This is a genomic window from Pantoea sp. 1B4 (assembly GCF_016925765.1).
Classification (GTDB): domain Bacteria; phylum Pseudomonadota; class Gammaproteobacteria; order Enterobacterales; family Enterobacteriaceae; genus Pantoea; species Pantoea agglomerans.
Genome location: NZ_JAEUWZ010000001.1, coordinates 2,118,762 through 2,145,397 on the forward strand (window position 1 = coordinate 2,118,762; position 26,636 = coordinate 2,145,397).

The 26,636-nt window shown below is 54.2% G+C and carries 20 protein-coding genes, 4 pseudogenes and 1 other annotated feature; of the genes and pseudogenes, 8 read left to right on the plus strand and 16 right to left on the minus strand.

Going from position 1 to position 26,636, the window contains the following annotated elements; genetic code table 11:
* Positions 1–8 precede the first annotated feature (8 nt).
* From JNO11_RS10360 to araD, 3 genes are all read right to left on the minus strand, one after another.
* Positions 9–875, minus strand: coding sequence for a crotonase/enoyl-CoA hydratase family protein (locus JNO11_RS10360; protein WP_003853843.1), 867 nt, complete (start codon positions 873–875; stop codon positions 9–11).
* A 144-nt stretch (positions 876–1,019) separates the two neighbouring features.
* Complete coding sequence (gene kdgT / locus JNO11_RS10365; protein WP_010244511.1) at positions 1,020–2,003, minus strand: 2-keto-3-deoxygluconate transporter; 984 nt, start codon at positions 2,001–2,003, stop codon at positions 1,020–1,022.
* Positions 2,004–2,220: 217 nt separating this feature from the next.
* Entirely contained in the window at positions 2,221–2,919 is a 699-nt protein-coding gene (gene araD / locus JNO11_RS10370) for an L-ribulose-5-phosphate 4-epimerase (protein ID WP_010244508.1), read from the minus strand.
* Between the two features lie 347 nt (positions 2,920–3,266).
* Between araD and osmB the strand changes: the two genes are divergently transcribed.
* The gene (gene osmB / locus JNO11_RS10375; RefSeq protein ID WP_003853848.1) at positions 3,267–3,482 is read left to right on the plus strand and encodes an osmotically-inducible lipoprotein OsmB; all 216 of its coding nucleotides are present in this window, start codon (positions 3,267–3,269) and stop codon (positions 3,480–3,482) included.
* 77 nt (positions 3,483–3,559) lie between these two features.
* On the opposite strand, the pseudogene yciH reads toward osmB, so the two are convergent.
* From yciH to pgpB, 5 genes and pseudogenes are all read right to left on the minus strand, one after another.
* Positions 3,560–3,884, minus strand: a pseudogene (yciH, locus tag JNO11_RS10380) (stress response translation initiation inhibitor YciH).
* Positions 3,884–4,603, minus strand: a complete 720-nt coding sequence (gene pyrF, locus JNO11_RS10385) for an orotidine-5'-phosphate decarboxylase (RefSeq protein WP_325177279.1) — start codon at positions 4,601–4,603, stop codon at positions 3,884–3,886. The pseudogene yciH and the gene pyrF overlap by 1 nt, the downstream one beginning before the upstream one ends.
* Before the next feature lie 198 nt (positions 4,604–4,801).
* Positions 4,802–5,971 carry a lipopolysaccharide assembly protein LapB gene (gene lapB / locus JNO11_RS10390; protein WP_010244490.1) on the minus strand — a complete coding sequence of 390 codons (1,170 nt, stop codon included), beginning with the start codon at positions 5,969–5,971 and terminating at the stop codon, positions 4,802–4,804.
* A gap of 6 nt (positions 5,972–5,977) precedes the next feature.
* Entirely contained in the window at positions 5,978–6,286 is a 309-nt protein-coding gene (locus tag JNO11_RS10395) for a LapA family protein (protein ID WP_010670247.1), read from the minus strand.
* Positions 6,287–6,420: 134 nt separating this feature from the next.
* Positions 6,421–7,179 carry a phosphatidylglycerophosphatase B gene (gene pgpB / locus JNO11_RS10400; protein WP_325177280.1) on the minus strand — a complete coding sequence of 253 codons (759 nt, stop codon included), beginning with the start codon at positions 7,177–7,179 and terminating at the stop codon, positions 6,421–6,423.
* 227 nt (positions 7,180–7,406) lie between these two features.
* Here pgpB and ribA point away from each other — a divergent pair, with 227 nt between their 5' ends.
* Complete coding sequence (ribA, locus tag JNO11_RS10405; RefSeq protein ID WP_010244482.1) at positions 7,407–8,000, plus strand: GTP cyclohydrolase II; 594 nt, start codon at positions 7,407–7,409, stop codon at positions 7,998–8,000.
* Positions 8,001–8,343: 343 nt separating this feature from the next.
* Here the strand turns inward: ribA and acnA are convergent.
* From acnA to topA, 4 genes and pseudogenes are all read right to left on the minus strand, one after another.
* Positions 8,344–11,027: pseudogene (gene acnA / locus JNO11_RS10410) on the minus strand (aconitate hydratase AcnA).
* 601 nt (positions 11,028–11,628) lie between these two features.
* A complete protein-coding gene (locus JNO11_RS10415) occupies positions 11,629–11,787 on the minus strand; it encodes a YmiA family putative membrane protein (protein ID WP_071778593.1) in 159 nt (52 codons plus the stop codon).
* Positions 11,788–12,286: 499 nt separating this feature from the next.
* Complete coding sequence (gene cysB / locus JNO11_RS10420; RefSeq protein WP_003853865.1) at positions 12,287–13,261, minus strand: HTH-type transcriptional regulator CysB; 975 nt, start codon at positions 13,259–13,261, stop codon at positions 12,287–12,289.
* Positions 13,262–13,446: 185 nt separating this feature from the next.
* Positions 13,447–16,073 (minus strand): annotated as a pseudogene (topA, locus tag JNO11_RS10425) (type I DNA topoisomerase).
* A gap of 371 nt (positions 16,074–16,444) precedes the next feature.
* On the opposite strand from topA, the gene JNO11_RS10430 reads away from it, so the two are divergent.
* Positions 16,445–16,693 (plus strand): YciN family protein, encoded by a 249-nt coding sequence (locus JNO11_RS10430; protein WP_033757844.1) that lies wholly within the window; start codon positions 16,445–16,447, stop codon positions 16,691–16,693.
* A gap of 31 nt (positions 16,694–16,724) precedes the next feature.
* Here JNO11_RS10430 and sohB read toward each other — a convergent pair whose 3' ends face one another.
* Entirely contained in the window at positions 16,725–17,771 is a 1,047-nt protein-coding gene (sohB, locus tag JNO11_RS10435) for a protease SohB (protein ID WP_010244469.1), read from the minus strand.
* A 173-nt stretch (positions 17,772–17,944) separates the two neighbouring features.
* Here sohB and JNO11_RS10440 point away from each other — a divergent pair, with 173 nt between their 5' ends.
* A complete protein-coding gene (locus tag JNO11_RS10440; RefSeq protein WP_039386366.1) occupies positions 17,945–18,706 on the plus strand; it encodes a YciK family oxidoreductase in 762 nt (253 codons plus the stop codon).
* A complete protein-coding gene (gene cobO, locus JNO11_RS10445; RefSeq protein WP_010670250.1) occupies positions 18,706–19,296 on the plus strand; it encodes a cob(I)yrinic acid a,c-diamide adenosyltransferase in 591 nt (196 codons plus the stop codon). Before JNO11_RS10440 ends, cobO begins: the two co-directional genes overlap by 1 nt.
* A 54-nt stretch (positions 19,297–19,350) precedes the next feature.
* Here cobO and rluB read toward each other — a convergent pair whose 3' ends face one another.
* On the minus strand, positions 19,351–20,241 hold the full coding sequence (rluB, locus tag JNO11_RS10450) for a 23S rRNA pseudouridine(2605) synthase RluB (RefSeq protein WP_010670251.1): 891 nt from the start codon (positions 20,239–20,241) through the stop codon (positions 19,351–19,353).
* Between the two features lie 781 nt (positions 20,242–21,022).
* Here rluB and JNO11_RS10455 point away from each other — a divergent pair.
* On the plus strand, positions 21,023–21,670 hold the full coding sequence (locus tag JNO11_RS10455; protein WP_010244455.1) for a hypothetical protein: 648 nt from the start codon (positions 21,023–21,025) through the stop codon (positions 21,668–21,670).
* A 10-nt stretch (positions 21,671–21,680) separates the two neighbouring features.
* Here the strand turns inward: JNO11_RS10455 and JNO11_RS10460 are convergent, their stop codons facing one another.
* Complete coding sequence (locus JNO11_RS10460) at positions 21,681–22,301, minus strand: L-threonylcarbamoyladenylate synthase (protein ID WP_003853883.1); 621 nt, start codon at positions 22,299–22,301, stop codon at positions 21,681–21,683.
* Positions 22,302–22,313: 12 nt separating this feature from the next.
* Positions 22,314–23,231 (minus strand): PHP domain-containing protein, encoded by a 918-nt coding sequence (locus JNO11_RS10465; protein WP_325177281.1) that lies wholly within the window; start codon positions 23,229–23,231, stop codon positions 22,314–22,316.
* Between the two features lie 120 nt (positions 23,232–23,351).
* Positions 23,352–23,453 (plus strand) — a sequence feature (Trp leader region).
* A 23-nt stretch (positions 23,454–23,476) separates the two neighbouring features.
* Here JNO11_RS10465 and JNO11_RS10470 point away from each other — a divergent pair.
* Both JNO11_RS10470 and trpD read left to right on the plus strand, forming a co-directional pair.
* Complete coding sequence (locus JNO11_RS10470; protein WP_010670253.1) at positions 23,477–25,042, plus strand: anthranilate synthase component 1; 1,566 nt, start codon at positions 23,477–23,479, stop codon at positions 25,040–25,042.
* Positions 25,042–26,636: pseudogene (gene trpD / locus JNO11_RS10475) on the plus strand (bifunctional anthranilate synthase glutamate amidotransferase component TrpG/anthranilate phosphoribosyltransferase TrpD). The gene JNO11_RS10470 and the pseudogene trpD overlap by 1 nt, the downstream one beginning before the upstream one ends.

Here is a 26,636-nt window from a genome sequence, read left to right on the forward strand (position 1 = left end):
AATTCAGATTAACCCGCTTTACGCAGTGATGCGCTGTGGCGGTTTTGTAACTGAACCAGGCGTTCCATGTAAGCAATGTCTTTAGGTTCGATGGTAAAGGCGTAATCGACCCAATCTTCGGTAATATCCATCAGCTCAGCGCGTGACAATTGCAGCACGCGCTGACGCGCTTTCAGCATAGCCCGCACGCCATTGAGTTTAGGACGTAACGTATCGATAAAGGTGCGGGTGGCGCGGTAACTGTCGCCAGGCTGGAAGACTTTATCCACCAGTCCGCGCGTTTCATACCACTCTGCGCTGTGGGACTCCCCTTCACAAATTAACTCCTCTGCCAGTTTCATGCCGGAACGACGCGCGACCAGTGAGTAGCCGCCCATGCCGGGAAAGAGGTTAAAAGCAATTTCCGGAAAGCCCATCCGCGCGTTGTTCTGCGCCAGAATGAAGTGATGCGCCAGCGCCGCTTCGAATCCGCCGCCTAAGGCACTGCCCTCAATCATCGCCAGCGTCACCGCGCCGGTATCAAACCCCCGTGCTGCCGAATGGATGCAGTCAACGCAGGCACGGGCATAGGCCCGCAGCGCCTCACGGCGGTTATTGCGAATGCACTCGACAAAGAAGCGCAGATCGCCACCGGCGTTGAACATCTGTGGCACCAGAGAGCCGGTAACCCAGAAGTCGATCGGCAGACCGGAACGCTGAGCGGCGTAGCTCAGATTCATGATCTCCTCAATCAGTTCATGGTTGAAGCTCGGACGGGGCTGTGCACGCAACATCATCCACATAGTACGACGCCCTTCTTCGTAATAGGCGACTAACTGCGTGGTGTTGCCGACTTCGGTAAATAATCTGCACGTTGCTTGGTTAATAACTGTCATTGTCTCATCCTCTGTTTATATTTGATGCGTTAAATACGCCACATCAGCGTAATGCAGAGTGAGGCCAGACCAAATGAGAGATTGATTTACAACACAAAATCCAGAGTGATCCCCGACTCGCGCGTCGGGGATTGATTAGGCGGGTTACTTAATAGCGGCACGCTGCTCCACGGCAACATGAAGACGCTTAACACGTTTTGAATAGATGGCCGTGATGATCGGCACCAGCACGGAGGTCACAATCACGGACGTTGCCACCAGCGCCGTGGCAGCAGGGGCAATCGGTTTAAACTGCGGCAGCATCTCGGCAATCAGCACCGGTGTCGCCACCGCTGCGCCTGCCGTACTGGATGCAGCTATGCCAGCCGTGCCATCCCCGCCCCCAATCAGTCGATCGGTCAGAATGAGTGGGATACCTGTAATGATGATCACCGACACGCCCAGCATGATGCCCAGCAGTCCGGTTTCCGCAATGACACCCAGGTTAATGGTGTTACCCAGAGCAAAGGCGAAGAAAGGAATCAGCGTATGGACCGCTTTTCCGAAGAAGTCGCGCAGCTCCGGATCAAGATTCCCTAATGCAAATCCCACAATAAACGGCAGGACCGCCCCCACAAACACGTGCGGCTCGAATGAGGCGATGCCGGCGGTGCCCAGGATAACCATGGTCATTAATGGCCCGGACTCCAGAGACATCAGCACAAACGCACCCGCCTCCTCTTTGGAACCATATTGCTGCATGATCGAGGCATAAAGGCCGCCATTGGTCATATCCATGGCAGCCACCAGCGCCAGCGTCGATAACCCGGCAAACATCCCTACTTCTACGCCATTCTCCGGCATCACCCGAGAGGCGATGGCAGCCACAACCCAGGCGACGGCAATCTTGGTAAGCACCAGCGTGCCCGATTTACGCAGTACCGTCCCGGTGGCGCTGAGTTTAATCGACGCGCCCATACAGAAAAACCAGACGGCCAGAATGGGCACCGTACCGGTCATCAGGCCGTTGGTGAAAGAACCGAAATATTTTCCGGCGCCTGGAGAAAACGTATGACAGAGTGCGCCGATAAAGAGCGGAATGAGCATCATACCGCCCGGAATTTTGTCTATTGCACGTTTGATATGCATATGGATGTCACCTTTGCTATGCCAGAGGATGGAGCAGGAAGTGCCCGAAGGCGATGCAAGCAAAGTAGTGACTTGAGGTAATCAAAACAGTGATCGCCTCGATAAAATGAAACGCTGTTTTATTTTTAATGACCTGTTGTTTTGATAACTATGATGGAGATCGCCATACCAGTCTCAGATGAGACTAAAAAAATGGGACGCCGTGGCGTCCCGCTCGCTATTTTTGCCCGTACCAGGCGTTCTCGCCATGCTTTCGCAGGTAGTGCAGGTCAAGCAGCGTCTGGTTAATCGGCGGCAGATTAGCGGTCAGCTGCTGGCTAAACAGGCCCATATACGCCACCTCCTCCAGCACAACCGCGCTGTGCACCGCAGCGTGGGCGTCTTTCCCCCAGGCAAACGGGCCATGAGAGTTGACCAGTACCGCCGGGATTGCCGAAGGAGACAACCCGCGTTGCGCAAAAGTTTCGATAATTACCTCACCGGTGTTCCACTCGTAGTCGTGCTGAATCTCTTCATTGCGCATCGACCGGGTACAGGGGATCTCACCATAGAAGTCATCGGCGTGGGTGGTTCCCCAGGCAGGAATCGGTCGTCCTGCCTGGGCCCAGATGGTCGCATGCCGCGAATGGGTATGGACAATGCCACCCACCTCCGGCCAGGCGAGGTAAAGCGCGCGGTGCGTCGCCGTGTCCGATGAGGGGCGTTTATCCCCTTCCACCACGTCGCCACTCGCCAGATCGACCACGACCATGTCGTCGCGCTTCATCACTTCATAGCGCACGCCGGAAGGTTTAATCACCAGCAAACCCTGTTCGCGATCAACAGCGCTGACATTGCCCCAGGTGAAGGTCACCAGGTTGTATTTGGGTAGATCCAGATTCGCTTCCAGAACCTGTTGTTTCAGGTGTTCCAGCATCTATTTTCTCCTGCTGACAATCGTCCCTGAATTTTGCGGAGTCGGACGCGAAAGGGTTATGGAGCAAATGGCTATAAACGCAGAAGGAATGGCTGTGAATGCAAAAATGTGTCGTGATTTCAGAATTTTCTATCTTCGGAATTTAACCAGAACGCTTAGAATCCTCTCAGGCAATGCGTGGCCCTGTCGGGCTTGCATTGTGACTCTCTCGCTACAAACGGTTTGTCCATGGTGATCACATTTCCATGCCGACACGGATGCGGCAATGATGCGACACAAGCGGGCTGAGGAAATATCGGAGCTATACTAAGAGTGTTGCCTCTGTGAGCACATCAAAGGAGAAGTGTATGACAACAACAATGAAACGAATCACTGCCGTTGTACTGGCGACCACGTTAGCTGTTGCACTGAGCGGCTGTTCTAACTGGTCTAAACGTGACCGCAACACCGCTATTGGCGCGGGCGCGGGTGCGATTGGGGGTTCAGTATTGACCAATGGTAGCGCACTCGGCACAGTCGGTGGCGCCGCTGTCGGTGGTATTATCGGTCATCAGGTCCACTAAAGACCTTATTAAAAGAATAATCGGCTACGCTAAGCATCTACACAACAATCGGGCTACTTCGGTAGCCCGATTTTTTTTCAGCCACCCGCCAGTTTGACCTTCATGCCTTTGGCTTCCAGCAGGCTTTTCAGTAAATCGCGCTTATCCCCCCTGAATCTCGATAACACCCTCTTTCACCGAACCCCCGCAGCCGCACTTCTTTTTGAGTTCGGCCGCCAGCAGCGTCAATGCCGCGTCGTCCAGGTCGATACCGGTGATCAGACAGACGCCTTTTCCCTTGCGACCACTGGTCTGACGCTGGATGCGCACAATGCCATCCCCTTTTGGCTGATCCTTCGCTGGCTCCGGCTGGGTAATGCGCCCGCTGTCGGTTGAGTAAACCAGTGGATTATCCTTCGCCATTATTGTGTCTCCAGACTGTGCAGGATCGCCTGCAGAGTGGCGGCAGGATCGGCGGATTGGGTGATCGGACGCCCGATAACCATATAGTCCACACCCGCCTGCTTCGCCTGCTCAGGTGTCATGATGCGACGCTGATCGCCTACATCACTGCCTGCCGGGCGAATCCCCGGCGTAACCAGCGCAAACTCCTGACCTAAAACCTGTTTGAAGCGGACAGCCTCATGGGCGGAACAGACCACACCATCCAGCCCGCACGACAGTGTCAGCTTCGCCAGTCGCTCTGCCTGTTCGGCAGGCGAAAGCGTAATGCCCAGCCCTTTGAGATCCTCTGCATCCATACTGGTCAGTACAGTCACCGCAATGAGCAGGGGCGCCTCTTTCCCAAAGGGAAGCAGCGCCTCACGCGCCGCGTTCATCATCCGAGCCCCGCCACTGGCATGGACGTTGACCATCCAGACCCCGAGATCGGCAGCGGCCGCCACGGCATGAGCGGTGGTGTTGGGAATATCGTGGAATTTAAGATCGAGGAAGATTTCAAAGCCGCGCTGCTGCAGAGTGTTAACCAGCGAGGGGCCAAATAGCGTAAACATCTCTTTGCCCACTTTTAGGCGGCAACTGCGGGGATCGATCTGGTCGACGAAACGCAGTGCGCTGTCGAGGTCATGATAATCCAGCGCTACCAGAATCGGCGAAGCGGTCACGTTGTGGGGTGAAGGCATGGCATTTCCTCTGCAACAGGCGCCCGCAGGCGCAATAGACAAACGGCAAGCATTCTACCTGCGGTGTCTGACCATCACAATCGCCATTGCCCTCCTGCCTGGCAAATTATGCACTGTCGCTGAGGTCTGTAAGCTAACCCGCCTTATAGTATGTTGTAACTATAATGGGCTATTAACAGTGCAGCTGTAACGGCCGGTTTACTGGCCGTCGAGGCCACGGATGGGCTTAACTGAAGACCAGGTGCGGCAGGATGGGCAGTGCCAGTAGAGTGCGTGGGCGGTAAAGCCACACTTCTGGCAGCGATAGCGCGGCTTGGTGCGGATCTGTTCGCCAACCATGTCGCGCAACACCATCAGGCTCTCTTTCGCCCGGCCATCTTCCGCCTCATGCAGGTTTAAATCCATCAGGCGGTGGAACACCCGCATGGTAGGATGACGCTGCAGCTGACGGCTGATGTAATTCTGGGCCGCTTCGGGCCCCTGCTGCTGCTCAAGGATGTCAGACAGATAGAGCTCCGCAGCCGCGCCGGTGTTCTCTTCAACACAGCGATGAAGAAACTCTGACCAGGCGTCGGGCTGATTGAGCTGCTGGAAACAGGTCTCCAGCATCCCCAGCGTTTCACTCACCAGCTCTTTATCCTGGTCCAGCACCCGCTGCAGATGGCCCACCGCTTTGGCGTAATCCCCTTTTTCCATCAGGATACGGCCCATCATGATCGAGATACGTGCGCTGTTGCGATCGGCCGACTCCCCTTTCTTCAGCAGGCTCATGGCACGATCGAGATCGTCGCTGCTCATCGCCTGCAGAGCCAGCTCGCAGTAGAAGTGGGCTATTTCGCCTTTCTGCTTCTCTTTGCCAAGCTTAACCAGCCGCTCTGCGACTTCAATCGCCTGCTGCCAGTCGCTGGTTGCCTGGTGGATCAGCAGCAGTTGCTGCAGCGCACCCACCCGAAAGTCAGTTTCATCGGTGAGCTGCTTAAACATGTCTTCCGCGCGGTCATATAAGCCCGCCGCCATATAGTCGCGGCCCAGTTGCTGTACGGCGAGCAGTCGCTGCTCATAGCTCAGGGAGGCGCTTTCCATTAAAGCCTGATGGATGCGGATGGCGCGGTCGACTTCCCCGCGCGAACGGAACAGATTGCCCAGCGTCAGGTGTGCTTCAACCGTACCGCTGTCCTCTTTCAGCATCTCAAGGAAGAGGTCGACCGCTTTGTCCTGCTGATTGGAGAGCAGGAAGTTTACGCCAGCGACATATTCACGTGACAGTCGGTTGGCTTCCTGTTGCTTATCCTGATGCGCGCTGCGACGGCCCATATACCAGCCATACGCTGCCGCCACCGGCAGTAACAGAAACAGCAATTCATGCATCAGGGATTATTCCCGGCCAGCCGGAGAAGATGGCGTGGTCGCCAGGGTAGTACTCTGCTCGATTTGGGTCTGCATACGCTTAATTTTCCGGTTGGCATTCGCCAGGGAGACGCGGGTCCGTAACCAGAACAGACCGCAGATGATCCAGCCAAGCACGAAACCTGCGCCAAACAGGGATGCCAGTAAGGTCGAGATGCTGAACTCACCCTGCGCCAGCAGATAGTTAAATGTAATGACCTGATCGTTATGCGCACCCAGGGTGACGGAAATAATGAAAATGACCAGTACCACTAAAAAAATCAGCAAATATTTCACAGTGCATCCTGTTGTGAGGTTGTCGGGTAGAATTATGCCAAAACTCCAGCAAAAATGCTGCTCCCAGCAGCATCGGGCGGGTCGCTTTTACGCAGGCCCGTCTAATAATATGGGGTCTTACGGGTGAATTACAATCAGGGCTCCCGCTGCGCCACCTCTTTTTGCTCTTCCGGCGGCAGCGTCAGCGGGCCACAGAATCGCTGCGCCAGCCAGGTGGCAATGGTGACCAGTAGCCAGGAAAGTATGGTTGCCATCGCCAGATCCCGTGGCCAGTGCATGCCCAGCAGCAGACGACTCGCCATTACGCCAGTGGCCCACAGAAAGATCACCACCACGGTTTTATAGTGCCGACGCGGCCAGAGCAGACCCAATGCCAGCAGCGCCCAGCTGGCGGCAAACATAGTATGTCCCGACGGGAACGCGAAACCGGTTTCAAACGCCCAGTGCCGTTTCAGCCAGCCGGGGATCTGTGTCTCATCGGCAATCAGTGAGGTTACCATCTCGCCACGCTGTTTGCGCTTCAGCTCGTAGAAGGTCTTTTCATCCAGCCCGTGATGCTGTTCCAGCCAGATCACATAGGGACGCGGCTCCTGAATCTGCTCTTTGATATAGGATTTGGTGTATTGCCCGGCCAGAATGGTGGCGTTCATGATCAGCAGCAGCAGGATGGCTGGCTTCAGCCGAAAGCGCAGGCACCAGAGCATCCAGGCACTCAGCATGACGCTGGTAACAATGCCCCAGGGGTTGGTGACGGTCTCGGTCATCCAGAAGAGACCTTTCAGCAGCGCATTGCTTTCACCTGGTTGCCAGCGCCAGCCGCTCAGCCAGACTGCAACCGGCATGATCAGCAGCAGCAGCATTCCAAAGGTGGTACGACGTGAAATCTTAAACATCCTCTTCCCTTATCCCGGCGTCAAAAGAGAGCAATTGCATAACTTTAGCTTAAAAAAGAATAACATAACCGTTGCCGATTGGATAATTGTGCTTTATCACTGCAATTGGTATCAGAGATTACCAGCCCGCTTGCGGGTTGTGGCACAATATTGCACGTTTGTCGGGCCACACTGGCCTGTGCACTATCATGATGATAGTGCATCCTCTGAAGGTTCTGGAGAGTCACATGCAGCTTAAACGGGTGGCAGAAGCCAAACTGCCCACGCCATGGGGAGATTTCCTGATGGTTGGTTTTGAAGAACTGGCAACCGGACATGACCACGTTGCACTGGTTTTTGGCGATATTAATGATAACGAGCCGGTACTGGCGCGCGTTCACTCTGAATGCCTGACCGGCGATGCACTCTTCAGCCTGCGTTGCGACTGTGGTTTTCAGCTGGAAGCCGCCCTCAATGCCATCGCAGAAGAGGGTCGCGGCGCACTGCTCTATCACCGTCAGGAAGGCCGTAACATCGGTCTGCTGAATAAGATCCGCGCCTATGCGTTGCAGGACAAAGGGTATGACACGGTAGAAGCGAACCATCAGCTGGGCTTTGCCGCCGATGAGCGCGACTTCACGCTGTGCGCCGATATGTTCAAACTGCTGGGCGTCAATGAAGTGCGACTGCTGACCAATAACCCGCGTAAAGTGGAGATCCTCAGCGAAGCCGGTATCAACATTGTTGAACGCGTGCCGCTGGTCGTGGGACGTAATCCGAAGAATGCGCACTATCTGGATACGAAAGCGGAAAAGATGGGGCATCTGCTGCCGAAGTCATAAATAAGCTGGGATTCACTGGCATCTGACCCTTGAAGAAGCCCAATCTGAGAGAATCCTCAAGCAACGGATTAGCTCAACGCGCAGGGGGCACGGTCAGAAGAAGAAAGCGTCCCGCCGCCCGGATAAAAACGCCGGGAGCGTTTTTGAACAACGCAAAGCGTTGGCCCGGTACGGGCGCACCTCAGGGATGAGGTGCGTAATTGCGCGGGCCGGGCATGTCATGGATCACGGCTTTTGCGTCTTTCCGATCTGACCGTGCTCCCTGTGCAGCCACGGTCTCACAGCTTCTTATTACAGACGTTGTAAGCTACATAAAAAAAGCCGGGTTTCCCCGGCTTTTTTTTCAGTCCAGCATATTGCGGATAACGTAGTGCAGGATGCCGTCATTGCGGTAATAGGTCAGCTCATTACCGGTATCGATGCGACAGCGGGTGTCCAGCTCTTCCTTACTGCCGTCAGCACGGGTCAGCGTCACTTTAACGCTGCAGCCAGGCGTCAGTGCCTGAAGATTTTCCACGTCAATGCGCTCCTCACCGGTCAGCCCCAGGCTTTTGCGGGTCACGCCCTGCGGAAACTCCAGTGGCAGGATGCCCATCCCAATCAGGTTTGAGCGGTGAATACGCTCAAAAGATTCCGCAATTACTACCCTGACCCCCCTGCAGACGTGGTCCTTTCGCCGCCCAGTCGCGACTTGAACCAGAGCCATACTCAAGACCCGCGATGACCGCCAGCGGCACGCCTTCCGCCTGATATTTCATTGCCGCATCATAGATGGCCAGCTGTTCGCCACTTGGGTAGTGTCGGGTATAACCGCCCTCCACGCCGGGCACCATTTCATTACGGATACGGATGTTGGCGAACGTGCCGCGCATCATCACTTCATGGTTACCGCGACGCGAACCATAGGAGTTAAAGTCTGTACGCTCCACGCCGTGTGACAGCAGATACCGGCCGGCCGGACTTTCCGCTTTAATGCTGCCCGCCGGTGAGATATGGTCAGTGGTAACCGAGTCGCCCAGCATGGCCAGCACCCGCGCACCGCGAATATCCTGCACCGGCTTAGGCTCTTTCTCCATATCGTCAAAGAAAGGCGACAGACGAATGTAAGTCGATCCCTCATCCCAGTCGTAAGTCGCGGCTTCACTCACCTTAATCTCCTGCCACTCTGGCGTACCGTCGAAGACTTCAGCGTACTCTTTATGGAACATGTCGCTGGTGACCTGCTGCACGGCCGTAGCGATCTCTTCCGGCGAAGGCCAGATATCTTTCAGGTAGACCGGCTGGCCCTGACGATCGTGGCCCAGCGGCTCGGTCTGCAGGTTGATCTTCATGTTACCCGCCAGCGCATAGGCCACCACCAGCGGCGGCGACGCCAGCCAGTTGGTTTTAATCAGCGGATGAATACGGCCTTCAAAGTTGCGGTTGCCGGACAGCACAGCACCTACTGTAAGGTCGCCTGCTTTGATCGCAGACTCGATCTCATCTTTCAGCGGGCCGGAGTTACCGATACAGGTGGTGCAACCATAACCAACCAGATTGAAGCCGAGCTCGTCGAGATAAGAGGTCAGTTGCGCGACGGCCAGGTAGTCTGAGACCACTTTAGAACCGGGTGCCAGTGAGGCTTTGACCCAAGGCTGACGTTTCAGACCCCGCTCGACCGCTTTCTTCGCCAGTAAACCGGCCGCCATTAAGACGCTGGGGTTGGAAGTGTTAGTACAGGAGGTAATCGCACTGATCACCACCGCTCCATCGGTCAGCTTATGCGTCAGACCGGTATCACTGTCGGTATACTCAACGATTTTATGGGGTTTCTGCGCCTGATTCACTTCCAGCTCGTTGCTGGCATCAAACGCGGCGGGCACATCGCCCAGCGACACCCGATCCTGCGGACGTTTTGGTCCCGCGAGACTCGATTCCACCTCATTCATATCCAGCGCCAGAGTGCTGGTAAAACGCGGCTCATCGCCAGGGTTGCGCCACAGACCCTGCGCTTTGGCATAGGCTTCCACTAACGCTACCTGTTCGGCATCGCGTCCGGTCAGGGTCATGTAGCTCAGCGTGACGTCATCAACCGGGAAGAATCCGCAGGTTGCGCCATATTCCGGTGCCATATTGGCGATGGTCGCGCGGTCTGCCAGCGGCAGATCGGCCAGGCCATCACCGTAAAATTCAACGAATTTACCGACAACGCCGTGCTTACGCAGCATCTGGGTGACGGTTAACACGAGGTCGGTTGCCGTAATGCCGGCCCGCAATTTGCCGGTAAGTTTGAAACCCACCACATCCGGGATAAGCATTGAGACAGGCTGACCGAGCATGGCGGCTTCGGCTTCGATTCCCCCCTACTCCCCATCCCAGCACGCCAAGCGCGTTGATCATGGTGGTGTGAGAGTCCGTACCGACCAGCGTATCGGGCCAGGCATACTCTTCACCATCAACGGTTTCATGCCAGATTGCCTTGCCGAGATATTCCAGGTTCACCTGATGGCAAATACCGGTTCCCGGCGGCACCACGCGGAATTTATCAAACGCTTTCTGGCCCCAGCGGAGAAAGACGTAGCGCTCATGGTTTCGCTCCATCTCCAGCCGGACGTTCTCTTCAAACGCGTCATCATTGCCAAAATGGTCGACAGTCACCGAGTGGTCGATGACCAGATCAACCGGTGACAGCGGATTAACTTTCGCCACATCGCCGCCTAGCCGATTCACTGCTTCTCGCATCGCAGCAAGGTCGACTACCGCAGGCACGCCAGTAAAGTCCTGCATCAATACACGGGCTGGCCGGTAGGCAATTTCACGATCGGCGTGGGCATCTTTTTGCCAGTCAACCAGCGCCTGGATGTCCTCCGTCGTAACAGAGTCACCATCCTGATAGCGCAGTAAATTTTCCAGCAGGACCTTGAGGGATTTTGGCAGGCGATCGATATTGCCAAGGTGTTGAGCAGCATGGGGAAGACTGAAGATGTGATATTTTTTGGTGTCGACCTGCAGTACTTCCTGACTCTGCTCGCGTAGGGTAGACGACATAGCTCCTCCTTTCATTCATGGTCTTTAAACCTCAGAGAGACAAAGGTTTATGTTAAAGATAGACCACAATTTCGTTAACGTTTTGATTACAACACAAATTGCTACAATCGATCGCAAACGAAAATGCCCCGTGAAGTCACGAGGCATCATGAAAAGGTGATTTTAATTCAAATTACAGGGTTATCCACACCGCCGCAGACCAGAACGCAAAGGAGAATGCATACGCGCTGAGCCAGGACATTTTAATAATATTCATTTGGTTCACTCCTTCGCCGGAATCGGGCGTAAAAGTTTTTGCGGTCACCTTATAGAAAGAGGCGACACCCTTTGGTCGAACAGGATGTGGTAAGGGCATTTATAGGCCCACCGGAAATTCCGGTTTTAAAAGAACAGTGACGAAGAAATGGTCTGACAACGTTATTTGTTTTTAGGGTCCAGAAACGACTCAATAAAAAGTCTCTGGTTATCACTCAAATCCCATGAATCGGGGATAGACACTTTTTCGTCCTTTGCAAGGGGTTCTTTTCCTTTACAGGAGACCGTCTTGTGCTGACCCGAGGTCAGGGAACGTTTATGGCTGAGTGTATTTGCCCACATGGCTTTAGCCCCAGATACGCCAGATCATTAACGCGACAACTACCCAAAACAGCGCAGAGGCAGCGAATACGGTTAACCAGGCTTTGCGACGAGTGTTGCCGGTACGCTCAACCTTGGTGCTTTTTGCCGGGAAACCCGGTTGTACAGTCAGTCGTGTATTCATAGTTTTTGATAATCACTCTCAACAAAATGATTGATAACATCGATTAAGATTTAGGAGGAATCCTAAACGCGTTAAGGCCAAAAATCCAGTTATTTTTATTGAGTACAACGATTAACGGTATTAATCAATGAGCCCAGGTAACGTAAGAAATCATTAATACCGGAACTAATATTTAATTAAAAAAACCCGCTAAAAAATTTGAGTTAATTTAAAAACAGATCCACTCAAAACTATAGATAACACTTAAGAACCTTATGTTTACTGGCTTCCCACGTTAGCTCTTAACTGGAGTATGGGAATATTCCTGGCAAGCCGCAAAGTGACATAGTTAAAAATGTGTTGTAATTCGCATTTAAGAAAGCCCGATGAGGAAACATGTGATCAATGTTTCATTTACAAAAAAAATCATAAAAACTTTTGAGTCTCATTTGGCGCTAAAGCCTGGAGACAAAAAAAGGCTGCACCAGGCAGCCTTATGTTTACGCGGGGAGGTTAAATTCTATTTAAACGGCAGTTTGATATCTTTAAACATCGCTTCAATGTCTTCATTGGAGCGCAACGCAACCGCAGTATCTACCACATCGCGCGTCAGGTGCGGCGCAAAACGTTGGATAAAATCATACATATAGCTGCGCAGGAAGGTGCTGCGGCGGAATCCAATCTTAGTGGTGCTGTTGGTAAAGATATCGGCGGCTTCAATGCGAATCAGGTCAGGATCGGCCACCGGATCTACTGCCATGCTGGCGATAACACCAACCCCCAGACCTAAGCGGACATAAGTTTTGATAACGTCGGCGTCGGTCGCGGTAAAGACGATGCGTGGCGTTAAACCTGCACGATTGAAAGCCGTATCCAGTTCTGAGCGCCCGGTAAAGCCAAAGGTGTAGGTCACCAGCGGATATTCGGCCAGCTCCTCAATGGTGACCTGCCCTTTTCCGGCCAGCGGATGGTCGGCAGTCACCACAATCGCCCGATTCCAGTGGTAGCACGGCAGCATGATTAAATCGTCATAGAGATGCAGGGCTTCGGTGGCGATGGCAAAATCCGCATTACCTTTGGAGACGGCTTCGGCGATCTGGGTCGGAGAACCCTGATGCATGTGCAAAGAGACGCGAGGATAGCGCTCAATAAATCCTTTGATCACACCAGGCAGCGCGTAGCGAGCTTGGGTGTGCGTGGTTGCGACATAGAGCGAGCCTTTATCAGGCCAGGTGTGTTCACCGGCTACCGATTTAATCGCATCCACTTTGGAGAGAACTTCTCGCGCTATACGGATGATCTCTTCCCCTGCAGGCGTGACCTGGGTGAGATGTTTACCGCTGCGGGCAAAGATTTGCACGCCCAGTTCATCTTCCAGCATACGCACCTGTTTACTGATGCCGGGTTGAGAGGTGTAGAGACCTTCCGCCGTCGAAGAGACGTTGAGATTGTGATTGACCACTTCAACGATATAGCGCAACTGCTGTAATTTCATATCTATTCCATCCCGGTAAGTTACAGAGTCGCATCCCCGGTTGACGTATAGTCGCGAGGGTAAAAAAGATGCTATGCATCAGGAAAGGTCGGAAATGCTATAACAACTATATCAGTTTAAGTGAGAGAGTAGAACGGATTGATATAAGGCTCAGAAAAAGGCCAGCGAGCGCTGGCCTTCAGGGATTACTTTTTCGCTTCCTGCCATTTGCCATCTATATAGAAGGCGGACCAGCCGGTTGCCTTGCCCTCTTTTTCTGAGGAGACATACTGCTGTTTGGTCTTGCGGCTGAAACGCACCAGCGTTTTGTTGCCTTCCGGATCGGCTGCTGGCGCGTCGGCCAGATATTTCAGCTTCTCAGGCAGACGATCTTTGAAGCGCTGAAGCTCTTCCACCAGCGGCGCACGCGTCTCGCGTGATTTCGGGAAGGTGTTGGCCGCGAGGAAAACGCCCGCCGCACCGTCACGCAACACGAAGTAAGCATCTGACTTCTCACACGCCAGCTCTGGCAGCGGAACCGGATCCTCTTTCGGCGGAGCAACTTCACCACTACGCAGGATCTTGCGGGTGTTTTTGCACTCTTCATTGGTACACGCCATGTACTTACCAAAGCGTCCCATCTTCAGGTGCATCTCCGAACCACACTTCTCGCACTCCACTACCGGGCCGTCATAGCCTTTGATGCGGAATTCGCCCTTCTCAATCTCGTAACCATCACACTCCGGGTTATTACCACAGACATGCAGTTTACGTTCGTTATCGATCAGGTAGCTGTCCATGGCCGTGCCACACTTCTGGCAGCGACGACGGGCACGCAGGGCGTTGGTTTCAGCATCATCCCCTTCCAGAATATTGAGAACTTCATTTTCCGGGATCAGGTTGATGGTCTGTTTGCAGCGCTCTTTAGGTGGCAGCGCATAGCCGGAACAGCCCAGGAAGACGCCGGTACTGGCAGTTCGAATCCCCATCGGACGGCTACAGGTCGGGCAGTCAATCGAGGTCAGCACCATCTGGTTCGGCTGCATCCCGCCCTCTTCAGGATCTTTCTCAGCCAGTTCAAGCTGCTGGGTAAAATCGGTGAAGAAGTGGTCGAGTACCGCTTTCCATTGCGCCTGGTTATTGGCAACCTGGTCAAGGTTGCTCTCCATGCGGGCGGTGAAATCATAATTCATCAGTTCGCGGAAGTTCTCTTCCAGACGATCGGTGACGATTTCACCCATTTTTTCCGCATAAAAACGGCGGTTTTCAACCCGTACGTAGCCACGATCCTGAATCGTCGAGGTAATGGCGGCGTAGGTGGATGGACGACCAATTCCGCGCTTCTCCAGCTCGCGCACCAGTGACGCTTCGCTGAAGCGCGCCGGTGGCTTGGTGAAGTGCTGACCGGGCAGCAGTTGTTGCAGGTCCAGAACATCACCCACGCTTACCGCAGGCAGCGTACGATCTTCATCATTCTTACGCAGCGCAGGCATCACTTTGGTCCAGCCGTCGAAACGCAGAATACGGCCTTTCGCTTTGAGCCGGAAATCACCGGCGGCGGCAGTAATGGTGCTGGAGTCATATTTTGCTGGTGTCATCTGACAGGCAACAAACTGACGCCAGATCAGCTGATAGAGTTTCTGCGCATCCGCTTCCATATCTTTCAGCTTTTCCGCCACCACTTCCACATCAGAAGGACGAATCGCTTCGTGCGCTTCCTGGGAGTTCTCTTTGCTGGCGTAAGTTATGGCGTTTTCAGGCAGATACTTTTTTACCGAAATTGCTTTCGATATAGCCACGCGCCATGGCGACCGCATCCTGACTCAGGTTAGTCGAATCGGTACGCATATAAGTAATGTGGCCCGCTTCATACAGCCGCTGGGCCATCATCATGGTCTTCTTGACGCCAAAGCCGAGACGGGTGCTGGCAGCCTGCTGCAGTGTCGAGGTGATATAAGGCGCGCCCGGCTTGCTGCTGGTCGGCTTATCTTCACGATCCACGATCTCATAGCGCGCTTTTTCCAGCAGCGCGACGGCGGCATACGTCTCGTCGCGGTTGACCGGACGGAAGGCTTTATCGCCTTTGTGCGTCACATCCATCGACAGCTCATCGCCTTTCGGCGTGGTCAGCGCGGCATTAACTTCCCAGTACTCTTCGGGAACAAAAGCTTTAATCTCACGTTCACGTTCCACCACCAGGCGAACGGCAACGGATTGCACACGTCCGGCAGAGAGACCACGGGCGATCTTTTTCCACAGCAGTGGCGAGACCATGTAGCCCACCACGCGGTCCATAAAGCGACGCGCCTGCTGAGCATTAACCCGATCAATATTCAGTTCGCCCGGCTTTTCAAACGCCTGACGAATCGCATTCTTGGTTATTTCGTTAAACACGACGCGGCTGAAGCGCGAGTCATCACCACCAATCACTTCCCGCAGGTGCCAGGCAATGGCTTCCCCTTCGCGGTCAAGGTCGGTTGCGAGATAGATGTGGTCAGCATTGGCGGCTAACGCCTTCAGTTCGGCGACCACTTTCTCTTTGCCGGGCAGAATCTGATAGTCCGCTTCCCAGCCGTGATAGGGGTCAACACCCATGCGGCTGACGAGTGCGGCCTTCTCATCTTTTTTTAACTTTTTTGACTTTCTTGTCAGTCGAAGCGTCTTTGACTTTCTTATCTGTCGAGGCGTCAGCACTTTTCTTCGCGGTTGAACCACTGGTCGGCAGATCCCGGATATGACCCACGCTGGATTTAACCACGTAATCACTACCCAGGTATTTATTGATTGTTTTAGCCTTTGCCGGGGACTCAACAATAACGAGTGCTTTACCCATATTTACCTTTACCTAATGAAAACATCCTGCTTAACGGGAGAGGATTGGATGCCCAAAAACCCAATGGGTTCAATATTGCTGCGCCTGTTTAACATTTCAAGGCGGAGGGGTCAATCTCAGATCAGATGATGTGGCGTTATGCAACTGCATGATAAAGAGTGCTTTTTCTATCTGAACTCATCGCACATCCTGGTGCAAAATCCCTGAAATCGGAATCGCCCACACTCTACCTGATAAAATCTGTTACGCAACTTAATTAGCACTCAGCCCGGACTTACGCCAGGTTTTCATCGATTACACCGATTTGTCACAGCGTGTGACTCGCCAGTAATATAGAAAGGATTGGAGTACTGTCAAACAGGAGTCAATAAATGCAGAGTTCAACTCAGGCTATTTCCCGCCAGGCGTTGCTGGAAAAGGCCAATGCGCTGATCAAAGAACATGATGATTATTTAGCGGGAATGCAGGCGGATGAGGTGATTCAGCAGGGAGAAGTGCTGGTATTTCGCGGACCGTTTTTTCTCGATGCCGATGGAGTGCCGACGGCTAAAACCACGGCGGTGTTTAACGTGTTCAAACACCTTGCCGTAGTGCTGTCGCCGCTCTACCACCTGGAATGAAAAAACCCGGCGCAGGCCGGGTTTCGCATCATCAGAGCAGGGGCTTTTCGCCGCGCTGCCAGAGTTTCAGCAGCAGGCGCTCTGCCACCGAGCCGGCGCTCTGCGTAAAGCGATCCATCACCTTACGGCGGCGGGCATAATGCACGCCGAGCACGCTGAACTTATCCATCTGACGGATGATTAGATCATCGCTGGTGCCGATTTCGTCAACCAGGCCGAGGTCCAGCGCCTGGCGGCCATACCAGTGTTCACCGGTTGCCACCTGATCGATGTCGAGTGACGGGCGCATCTGGTGGACAAACTGCTTGAATAGCAGGTGCGTTTCGTCGAGATCTTCCTGGAATTTCTCACGTCCCTCTTCGGTGTTTTCACCAAACAGCGTCAGCGTGCGCTTGTACTGTCCGGCGGTATGCAGCTCAATATCAATATCGTTCCGTTTCAGCAGGCGGTTGAAATTGGGGATCTGCGCGACCACGCCGATGGAGCCAATAATCGAGAAAGGTGCCGCCACAATACGATCGGCTACGCAGGCCATCATGTAACCGCCGCTGGCCGCCACTTTATCCACGGCCGCCGTGATACGCAGACCCTGATCGCGCAGACGCTGCAGCTGCGAGGCTGCCAGGCCATAGCCATGAACCACGCCGCCAGGGCTTTCAAGACGCAGCAGCACTTCATCGCCAGGCTGCTTGACGGCCAGCACGGCTGAAATCTCTTCGCGCAGTGAAGTCACCTCATGGGCGTCCATGCTGCCTTTGAAATCGAGTACATAGAGCGTGGGCTTCGCACTGTCTGTCTGCCCCTGCTTCGCCGCCTGCTTTTCCGCTTTGGCTTTCAGCTTTTCACTTTTCTTATGATTTTTCAGCCAGACTTTTTGTGCCTGAGGCTTCATTTTTGCCAGCTGCAAATCCTCTTTCATCTGTTGATAGTCATCATCCAGATGAGTCAGTCGAAGCTGACCGTTTTGTGCCCGTTTGCGTAATGCGGCATTCATCACAATCATGACAATCACAGCGACGGCAACCACCAGTGTCACCACTTTCGCTAAAAACAGTCCATACGTTGAAATAAAATCCATAGGTCGCCTTAGTAAACTGAGAATCAAAAACAGTTCGCCAGTTTAGCCGTTTTGCCCCGCTTCGTCGCCTGAAATGCCAGCAGCTGGCACAGAATGCGTGGGTTGGCGATTGCGCCCATTCGTAAATTCAGGCATAAAGCGGAATCATGCTGTTTTCGCTGGAGGACCCCGCTGTGCATTATCAACCGAAAAGCGACCTGCTCAATCATCGCATTATCCTGGTCACTGGCGCTTCAGATGGCATTGGCCGGGAAGCGGCGCTGACTTATGCCCGCTATGGCGCAGAAGTGATCCTGATGGGCCGTAACCCTGAGAAGCTTCAGCAGGTCGAACAGGCGATCAATCAACTCAATCTCTGCCCGGCTCACACTGTGGTGTTCGATCTGGCCGAAGCGACACCGGAACGTTGCCAGCAGTTGGCAGAACAGCTGGCACAGCAGTTCCCGCGTCTCGACGGCGTGCTGCATAACGCCGGTATCCTCGGTGAGATTGTGCCGCTGGCTGAACTCGACCCACAGGTCTGGCAGCAGGTGATGAACATCAACCTGGACGCCACCTTCTTCCTGACGCAGGCGCTGTTGCCGCTGCTGTTAAAATCGGATGCCGGTTCACTGGTGTTTACCACCTCCAGCGTGGGCCGTACCGGTCGCGCGGGCTGGGGGGCTTACGCCGTCTCTAAATTTGCTACCGAAGGCATGATGCAGGTACTGGCTGATGAGTATAAGAACCAGTCGCTGCGGGTGAACTGTATTAATCCGGGCGGGACGCGAACCAAAATGCGTGCCAGTGCGTTCCCGCAGGAAGATGCCAATAAGCTGAAAACTCCTGCCGATTTGATGCCGCTCTACCTTTATCTGATGGGTGATGACAGCCGTCGTAAAACCGGGATCAGCTTTGATGCCCAGCCAGGCAGAAAACCGGGAGCCGCTGAATAATGGCTGACGATCGTCATCAACAGCGTCAGCAGCGGTTAAAAGAACAGGTAGATGCGCGTATTGCTGCAGCCACAGAGGTTCGTGGCATCCTGATGGTCTTTACCGGCAATGGCAAAGGCAAAACGACTGCGGCCTTTGGCACCGCACTCCGCGCCACCGGTCATGGCAAACGCGTGGCGGCTATCCAGTTCATTAAAGGTGACTGGCCGAATGGCGAGCGAAACCTGCTGGAACAGCACGGTGTTGAATTTCAGGTAATGGCAACCGGCTTTACCTGGGATACGCAGAACCGCGAAACGGATACCGCTGCCTGTCTGGCGGTGTGGCAGCATGCAAAACGGATGCTGGCCGATGAGCAGCTGGATCTGGTGGTGCTCGACGAAATCACCTATATGGTCAGCATGGATTATCTGCCACTGGAAGAGCTGATAGCGGCCCTGCAACAGCGCCCGGCGCATCAGAGCGTCATCATTACCGGACGTGGCTGTCATCGCAGCCTGACTGAGATGGCGGATACGGTGACTGAGATGCGGCCGGTTAAGCACGCTTTTGATGCCGGGATACAGGCTCAGCAGGGAATTGACTGGTAACAGAAAAAGAAAACGCAGCCCTGGGGCTGCGTTTTTAGCGATCGGGCAACGTGATTAACCGGAGTTACGTTTGCTGCCCGGATTGCGGCGTGGTGCACGTGGGGTGCTGCTCACTTTACTGTGACGTTTCACGGCACGACGAATCTGGTTCGCTTTGGTGCGACGACGATCTTTTTCGACCACCAGTTTGGTAACCGTTTCATCATCCATCTCCACCAGATTACGCAGGTAGTTAACCGCAGGCAGATCCAGTTCGGTCCAGCCACCGCGTGGCAGGCCTTTTGGTAAGGTGATATCGCCGTAGCGAACACGCATCAGACGACTGACCTGCACGCCGACCGCTTCCCATAAACGACGCACTTCACGGTTACGTCCTTCGGTCAGGGTCACGTTGTACCACTGGTTGATCCCTTCTCCACCGCCAAATTTCAGGGTTTTAAAGGCAGCCGGGCCATCTTCCAGCTGAACGCCCTTGCTCAGCTGACGAATTTTATCATCGTCGACCTGACCAAAGACGCGCACCGCATATTCACGTTCCACTTCACGGCTCGGATGCATCAGGCGGTTCGCCAGTTCACCGTCAGTGGTGAAGAGCATCAGACCACAGGTGTTCACATCCAGACGGCCAACGGCAATCCAGCGTGAACCGCGCAGACGAGGCAGACGGTCAAATACCGTTGGGCGCCCTTCAGGATCGCTGCGGGTACAGAGTTCACCTTCTGGTTTGTAGTAAGCCAGCACGCGGCAAACTTCGGTTGCTGATTCAGCAATCGAGACCAGATGGCCATCAATACGGATTTTCAGAGATTTGCTGCTTTCAACGCGGTCGCCCAGGGTGGCGATCTTGCCGTCGACGCTGACACGGCCAGCGGCAATCATTGATTCGATTTCACGACGCGAGCCATGACCGGCACGCGCTAAGACTTTCTGTAACTTTTCGCTCATTGAGCTTCCTCTTTGTCGCCTTCCCAGGCGTCACGGTAGGGTGATAATTCTTTCTGAATCAACAGGTTAACCTATTAATTCGGCCCCATTATACAGGCATTTACCCCTGAAGTAACGCGCTTTATGAGTGGGTCTGAAGCGAATTAAGAAGGGTCAGCCTCTGATAGTTTTAGATCTGATAATATCTGACGCTGATTTAAATAATCCCCGTGCATCTGACAGGAATAAGATTAATAAAATGCATGTATTAAAAACTTTATAGCTGATGACAATTAAATTTTCTAACCACTTTAGTTTCATCAACGTAATGTTCTGGTGATAAAAACCTTAACACTATCTTACACTTTCGCTGGTTTTCCCTTGCTTTTATTCTTCTTAAAAAAAACATTAAAGTTAGCACAAACAACTGTTTTAATGACTTAATCCATTATAACCGCTCGGTAAATACAAAAAACCCAGATTTTTTCTAACGAAGATTTATTTAAGGCCTTATTTTCAAGGACATTTGATTCTTATTAGCTTTAATAAATTGTACGACACTATTAAGCTGATATACTTTATTCCTGTAGCACAATAAAAAGCAGGACTCACGACAGAGGGGTCCTGCAACAATGAAGTCCGGCTTTTGTTATTCGTTTATAAAAATAGTCTTTTTTAGATTAATCCAATAAACCGGCGCATCCGGAGTTGTTGCGTTAATACGGTTCAGTGATGAACCTTGCTTGCATGTCAAAAATCTTCACCAGGGATTTCCCGACATGCCTGAATAAAGAAACCCATCATGAAAAACCTGTTGCTGTGCCCGGTGCTTGCTGCACTGGTGCTGAGCGGGTGTTCTGTGGGCCATACTGAGTACAGTCGTACGGCGATGCAGCACGTAGATATGAGCGTGACTGGCATTCCGACGATCCTCGGTCTCGGCACACTGGGCACCAGCATTCCTCTGACGCCTGAATATAGCCTGACAGCTGCGCACGTTGCCAAAACTGCCGTGCAGCGCGTCAAGTCTTATCACCCTTATTGCGACCTTGCGATTATTTATCACAAGAATGACGCCAGCACGCTGACTAAGTTCCGCAGCAGCGACATCGGCGATCCGGTTAAAATGTATGGCTACAGTTTTATTTCAGCGATGCCGGTTGAATCGACCGGAGTTAATTTAGCCCGTACGGCTATTCGGAATAACTGGAATAAAAGTCCCTGTATAGCCATGGCCTCCAATGCAGGTGTTGTTCAGGGGATGTCGGGCGGCGGCGTTTATAACCGTGATGATACGCTGGGCGGCGTGATTGTTGGCTATTCTGACTCGATTAAAAATGGGCGTAATAACAAAGTGATCCTGAAAGATGTGTCACTTTATATTCCTTACGGCCAGTTCAAAAGCTGGTTAGAGTCGAATCTGGCCCAGACACCGACACGCGGTGCCTGAGCCTGAGGGCTTACAGGAACGGGCGAGTATCACCTACTCCTTCACGCACAATTTCCGGCGCATCGGTGGTCAGATCGACCACCGTGGTCGGCTGCTGGCCCAGCGTGCCGCCGTCGATAATCAGATCGACCAGCTTGCCGATGCTGTGCTGGATCTCTTCCGGATCGGACTCGGTGAAATCGTTGCCCGGCAGAATTAATGAGGTCGACATCATCGGCTGATTCAGTGCTTCCAGCAGCGCCAGCGCCACGGGATTAGAGGGCACGCGCAGACCAATGGTCTTACGTTTTTCATTCATCAGGCGGCGCGGCACCTCTTTGGTCGCCTTGAGAATAAAGGTGTAGTTGCCTGGCGTGTTGTTTTTCAGCAGGCGAAATGCTGAGTTGCCCACCTGCGAATAGACCGACAGCTCAGAGAGATCCCGGCACATCAGGGTAAAGTTGTGGTGCCCGTCGAGCTGACGGATACGACAGATACGCTCCATCGCGCCCTTCTCCTCCAGCCGACAGCCCAGCGCATAGCCGGAATCGGTTGGATAAACAATGACGCTGCCTTTGTTCAGGTAGTCAACCGCCTGATTAATCAGGCGAGGCTGCGGGTTGTCCGGATGAATATGAAACAATTGACTCATAGAAACCTCGTGTCACCTTTCCGTGATTGCCAGGCTGGGAGCCAGATCCGGGAAGCGCTCCCAGACCGGCTCAACCGCCGCGGGCAGCCAGAGTTTGCGGCCCAGTTCAATCCACGGACAGGGTTGATGAAAATCAGAACCTTGTGATGCGGCCAGTTCATTATCTCTGGCGTATTGCGCCAGCGTCGTGCGCTCATTAGGTGGCTGCTGGCACTGCGCGACTTCCATCGCATCACCGCCCACTTCGCGGAAATGGGCGACCAGCCGTTTGAGCCACTTTGCCGATAAACCGTAACGGCCAGGATGCGCCAGCACGGCGCAGCCACCAGAATGATGAATAGCATCAATAGCTTGTTTAATTGTACACCATTGTGGCGGCACGTAACCGGTTTTGCCACGCGCCAGATAATTTTTGAACACCTGCGCCATATTTTCTGCTTTACCCTGCTCAATCAGGAAGCGGGCAAAGTGACCGCGGGTAATGATGCCGCCATCAGCCAGTCGCGTGGCTCCCGCCAGCGCATCCGGGATACGTGCCTTCGCCAGTCGCTCACCAATCTCTTCTGCACGTGCTTGCCGACAGGCATGTTGTCCGGTCAGAAACGCCACCATCGCCGGATGGCGGATATCAATGTTCAGTCCCACGATATGAATCTCATGGTTTTCCCACAGGGTGGAGATTTCTGCGCCTGCCAGCACTTTTATCGGTAAATCGTGATCGATTGCCGTTTGCTGCGCTTCATCTACCCCTGCAACGCTGTCGTGATCGGTGATCGCCAGTACGCCGACGCGCATCTCAACCGCTCGCTGCACCAGGGCGGCTGGCGTCAGTAAGCCGTCGGAGGCACGCGTGTGGCTGTGTAAATCATAAACCGGGAAACGGGCGATATCGCTCAAGAGAACTCCTGCAAAAACTAAACCGGCCAGCATGATAACGATTTTCACGGTCAGTGAAAAAGTGTATTGACATTTCCGCCCTGAACCCGTTAACTAGTACACAAGTTCACACGTAACGGGTATTCAATCATGGCTGTTGTAATCACGCATTTAAACGGTTGGCGCGATGTTCCCGAAAACGGGCGACAGGGTCGTGCACACTTTGCGTAAACGCTGTGCTAATACCTGAGCCCGCCACCGAGCGGGCTTTTTTTTGAGCGAAATTCAGAGAAATCATCATGCCAAATGCGAAACCTACAGTGAAGTTGATTACCGGCACCGCACCCTACCGCGAAGATCCGGCCGCAGTGTTTCACCAGCTGTGCGGCGCACGTCCGGCAACCCTGCTGCTTGAATCCGCTGACATCGACAGCAAGCGCAACTTAAAAAGCCTGCTGATTGTCGACAGCGCGCTGCGCGTCAGCGCAATGGGCAACAATGTCACCGTTCAGGCGTTGTCAGAAAATGGCCGCGCCCTGCTGCCGCTGCTGGATGAGGCCCTGCCTGCGTCGGTCAGCAATCAGGTTCGTCCCGATGGACGCGAGCTGACTTTCCCGCAGAGCACCGACCATCAGCAGGATGAAGATTCCCGCCTCAAGGCACTGTCGGTGTTTGATGCTTTGCGTCTGATTCCACAACTGGTCAACTCCCCTGCCGATGAGCGCGAAGCCGTGCTGCTGGGTGGCCTGTTTGCTTATGATCTGGTTGCCGGTTTTGAAACCCTGCCGGAGCTGGATAATCAGCAACGCTGCCCCGACTACTGTTTTTACCTGGCAGAAACCTTACTGGTGATCGATCACCAGACCCGCAGTGCGCGTCTTCAGGCCAGCCTGTTCTGCCCGTCCACCAGCGAGTTCCAGCGCCTGCAGCGTCGCATCGAGCAGTTGCACGGCCAGATGCTTCAGCCGGCACCGGCTCTGCCGGTCCAGCCGGTTGAACAGATGACGCTGACCACCAGCCAGAGTGATGAAGAGTATTGCGACGTAGTACGCACCCTTCAGCAGGCGGTTCGCATCGGCGAAATTTTCCAGGTCGTGCCGTCACGTCGCTTCTCGCTGCCGTGCCCGTCGCCGCTGGCTGCTTATGAGACACTGAAAAACAGCAATCCCAGCCCCTACATGTTTTTCATGCAGGATCAGGATTTCTCATTGTTTGGCGCGTCGCCGGAGAGTTCGCTGAAGTATGACGCCACCTCCCGTCAGATTGAGATCTACCCGATTGCCGGTACCCGCCCGCGTGGCCGCCATGCTGATGGCTCACTGGACCGCGATCTCGACAGCCGCATTGAGCTGGAGATGCGTACCGACCATAAAGAGCTGGCTGAGCATCTGATGCTGGTGGATCTGGCGCGTAACGATCTGGCGCGTATCTGCGTGCCCGGCAGCCGTTACGTGGCTGACCTGACCAAAGTCGACCGCTACTCGTTTGTGATGCATCTGGTTTCCCGCGTGGTGGGTACGCTGCGCGCGGACCTCGATGTGCTGCACGCTTATCGTGCCTGTATGAACATGGGCACGCTGAGCGGAGCACCAAAAGTTCGCGCCATGCAGTTAATTGCCGGGGCTGAACGCACCCGTCGCGGCAGCTACGGCGGCGCGGTGGGCTACTTCACCGCCCAGGGCGATCTCGATACCTGTATCGTTATCCGCTCCGCCTATGTAGAAGATGGCGTCGCCACCGTTCAGGCGGGCGCTGGTGTGGTGCTGGATTCTAATCCGCAGGCTGAAGCTGATGAAAGCCGCAACAAAGCGCGCGCCGTACTGCGCGCTATCGCGACTGCCCATCACTGCAAGGAGATCTTCTGATGGCCGATATTCTGCTGCTCGATAACATCGACTCTTTTACCTATAACCTGGTTGATCAGCTGCGGACCTTTGGTCACAACGTGGTGATTTACCGCAACAACCTGCCCGCCGAACTGCTTATTGAACAGCTGCAGCGGATGGAGAACCCGGTGCTGATGCTCTCTCCCGGTCCCGGCGCGCCAAAAGATGCTGGCTGTATGCCGGAGCTGCTGCGGGTGCTGCGTGGTCGTCTGCCAATTATCGGTATCTGTCTGGGTCATCAGGCGATTGTCGAAGCCTATGGCGGCCATGTGGGCCAGGCAGGCGAGATCCTGCACGGCAAAGCCTCTTCAATCGACCATGACGGCGAGGCGATGTTTGCCGGTCTGAGCAATCCGCTGCCGGTGGCGCGCTATCACTCGCTGGTGGGCAGCAACACGCCGGAAGAGCTGACGGTGAACGCCAGTTACAACGGGATGGTGATGGCCGTTCGCCATGAAACCGATCGCGTATGCGGGTTTCAGTTCCATCCTGAATCGATTTTGACTTCTCAGGGCGCGCGCCTGCTTGAGCAGACGCTGGCCTGGGCGCTGGCGAAGTAACAGGGAGAATAAACATGCAACAGACACTGGAAAAACTTTACCAGGCGCAGACGCTGAATCAGGCTGAGAGTCATCAGCTGTTCAGCGCCATCATTACCGGACAGCTGGAGCCAACGCAGCTCGCTGCCGCGCTGATCGCCATGAAGGTGCGCGGTGAAACGCCGGAAGAGATCGCCGGAGCCGCCACCGCGCTGCTGGAAGATGCCAAACCTTTTCCCCGCCCTGATTATGGGTTTGCCGACATTGTGGGCACCGGCGGCGATGGCAGTAACAGCATTAATATCTCGACTGCCAGCGCCTTTGTCGCCGCGACCTGCGGTCTGAAAGTGGCGAAGCACGGTAACCGCAGCGTCTCCAGCAAATCGGGCTCCTCCGATCTGCTGGCCGCCTTTGGCATCAATCTCGATATGCCCGCTGACCGGGCGCGCCAGGCGCTGGACGATCTGAATGTCTGCTTCCTGTTTGCGCCGCAGTATCACACCGGTTTTCGCCACGCAATGCCGGTCCGCCAGCAGCTTAAGACCCGTACGCTGTTTAACGTGCTGGGCCCGCTGATCAACCCGGCACGCCCGCCACTGGCAGTGATTGGTGTTTACAGCCCGGAACTGGTGATGCCGATTGCTCAGACGCTGAAAGTGCTGGGTTATCAGCGCGCGGCGGTGGTTCACGGTGGCGGAATGGATGAGGTGGCGCTGCACGACGTGACTCATGTGGCCGAACTGCGTGAAGGTGAAATTACGCGCTACCAGCTCTCGCCAGAGGACTTTGGTTTTGGCTTCCATCCCAAAGAGGCGCTGGCGGGCGGCACGCCGGAAGAAAATCGTGACATTCTGACCTCTTTACTCCAGGGTAATGGCCAGCAGGCCCATGAGGAGGCCGTCGCCGTCAACGTGGCGATGTTGCTTAAAGTATTCGGTCAGGAAGATCTGCGTGAAAACGCACAGCAGGCGCTTAACGCCATCCGCAGCGGACAGGCTTATGAGCGTGTCGTCGCACTGGCAGCAAGAGGATAA

Bases quoted from the DNA above. Each gene is read 5' to 3' on its own strand.
- JNO11_RS10465 (WP_325177281.1), bottom strand. From the start codon at position 23,231: ATGCTGGCCGGTTTAGTTTTTGCAGGAGTTCTCTTGAGCGATATCGCC.
- araD (WP_010244508.1), bottom strand. From the start codon at position 2,919: ATGCTGGAACACCTGAAACAACAGGTTCTGGAAGCGAATCTGGATCTA.
- rluB (WP_010670251.1), bottom strand. From the start codon at position 20,241: ATGAGCGAAAAGTTACAGAAAGTCTTAGCGCGTGCCGGTCATGGCTCG.
- JNO11_RS10455 (WP_010244455.1), top strand. From the start codon at position 21,023: ATGAAAAACCTGTTGCTGTGCCCGGTGCTTGCTGCACTGGTGCTGAGC.
- osmB (WP_003853848.1), top strand. From the start codon at position 3,267: ATGACAACAACAATGAAACGAATCACTGCCGTTGTACTGGCGACCACG.
- ribA (WP_010244482.1), top strand. From the start codon at position 7,407: ATGCAGCTTAAACGGGTGGCAGAAGCCAAACTGCCCACGCCATGGGGA.
- JNO11_RS10430 (WP_033757844.1), top strand. From the start codon at position 16,445: ATGCAGAGTTCAACTCAGGCTATTTCCCGCCAGGCGTTGCTGGAAAAG.
- pgpB (WP_325177280.1), bottom strand. From the start codon at position 7,179: ATGTTTAAGATTTCACGTCGTACCACCTTTGGAATGCTGCTGCTGCTG.
- cobO (WP_010670250.1), top strand. From the start codon at position 18,706: ATGGCTGACGATCGTCATCAACAGCGTCAGCAGCGGTTAAAAGAACAG.
- JNO11_RS10415 (WP_071778593.1), bottom strand. From the start codon at position 11,787: ATGAATACACGACTGACTGTACAACCGGGTTTCCCGGCAAAAAGCACC.
- JNO11_RS10470 (WP_010670253.1), top strand. From the start codon at position 23,477: ATGCCAAATGCGAAACCTACAGTGAAGTTGATTACCGGCACCGCACCC.
- lapB (WP_010244490.1), bottom strand. From the start codon at position 5,971: ATGCATGAATTGCTGTTTCTGTTACTGCCGGTGGCGGCAGCGTATGGC.
- pyrF (WP_325177279.1), bottom strand. From the start codon at position 4,603: ATGCCTTCACCCCACAACGTGACCGCTTCGCCGATTCTGGTAGCGCTG.
- kdgT (WP_010244511.1), bottom strand. From the start codon at position 2,003: ATGCATATCAAACGTGCAATAGACAAAATTCCGGGCGGTATGATGCTC.
- cysB (WP_003853865.1), bottom strand. From the start codon at position 13,261: ATGAAATTACAGCAGTTGCGCTATATCGTTGAAGTGGTCAATCACAAT.
- JNO11_RS10360 (WP_003853843.1), bottom strand. From the start codon at position 875: ATGACAGTTATTAACCAAGCAACGTGCAGATTATTTACCGAAGTCGGC.
- sohB (WP_010244469.1), bottom strand. From the start codon at position 17,771: ATGGATTTTATTTCAACGTATGGACTGTTTTTAGCGAAAGTGGTGACA.
- JNO11_RS10460 (WP_003853883.1), bottom strand. From the start codon at position 22,301: ATGAGTCAATTGTTTCATATTCATCCGGACAACCCGCAGCCTCGCCTG.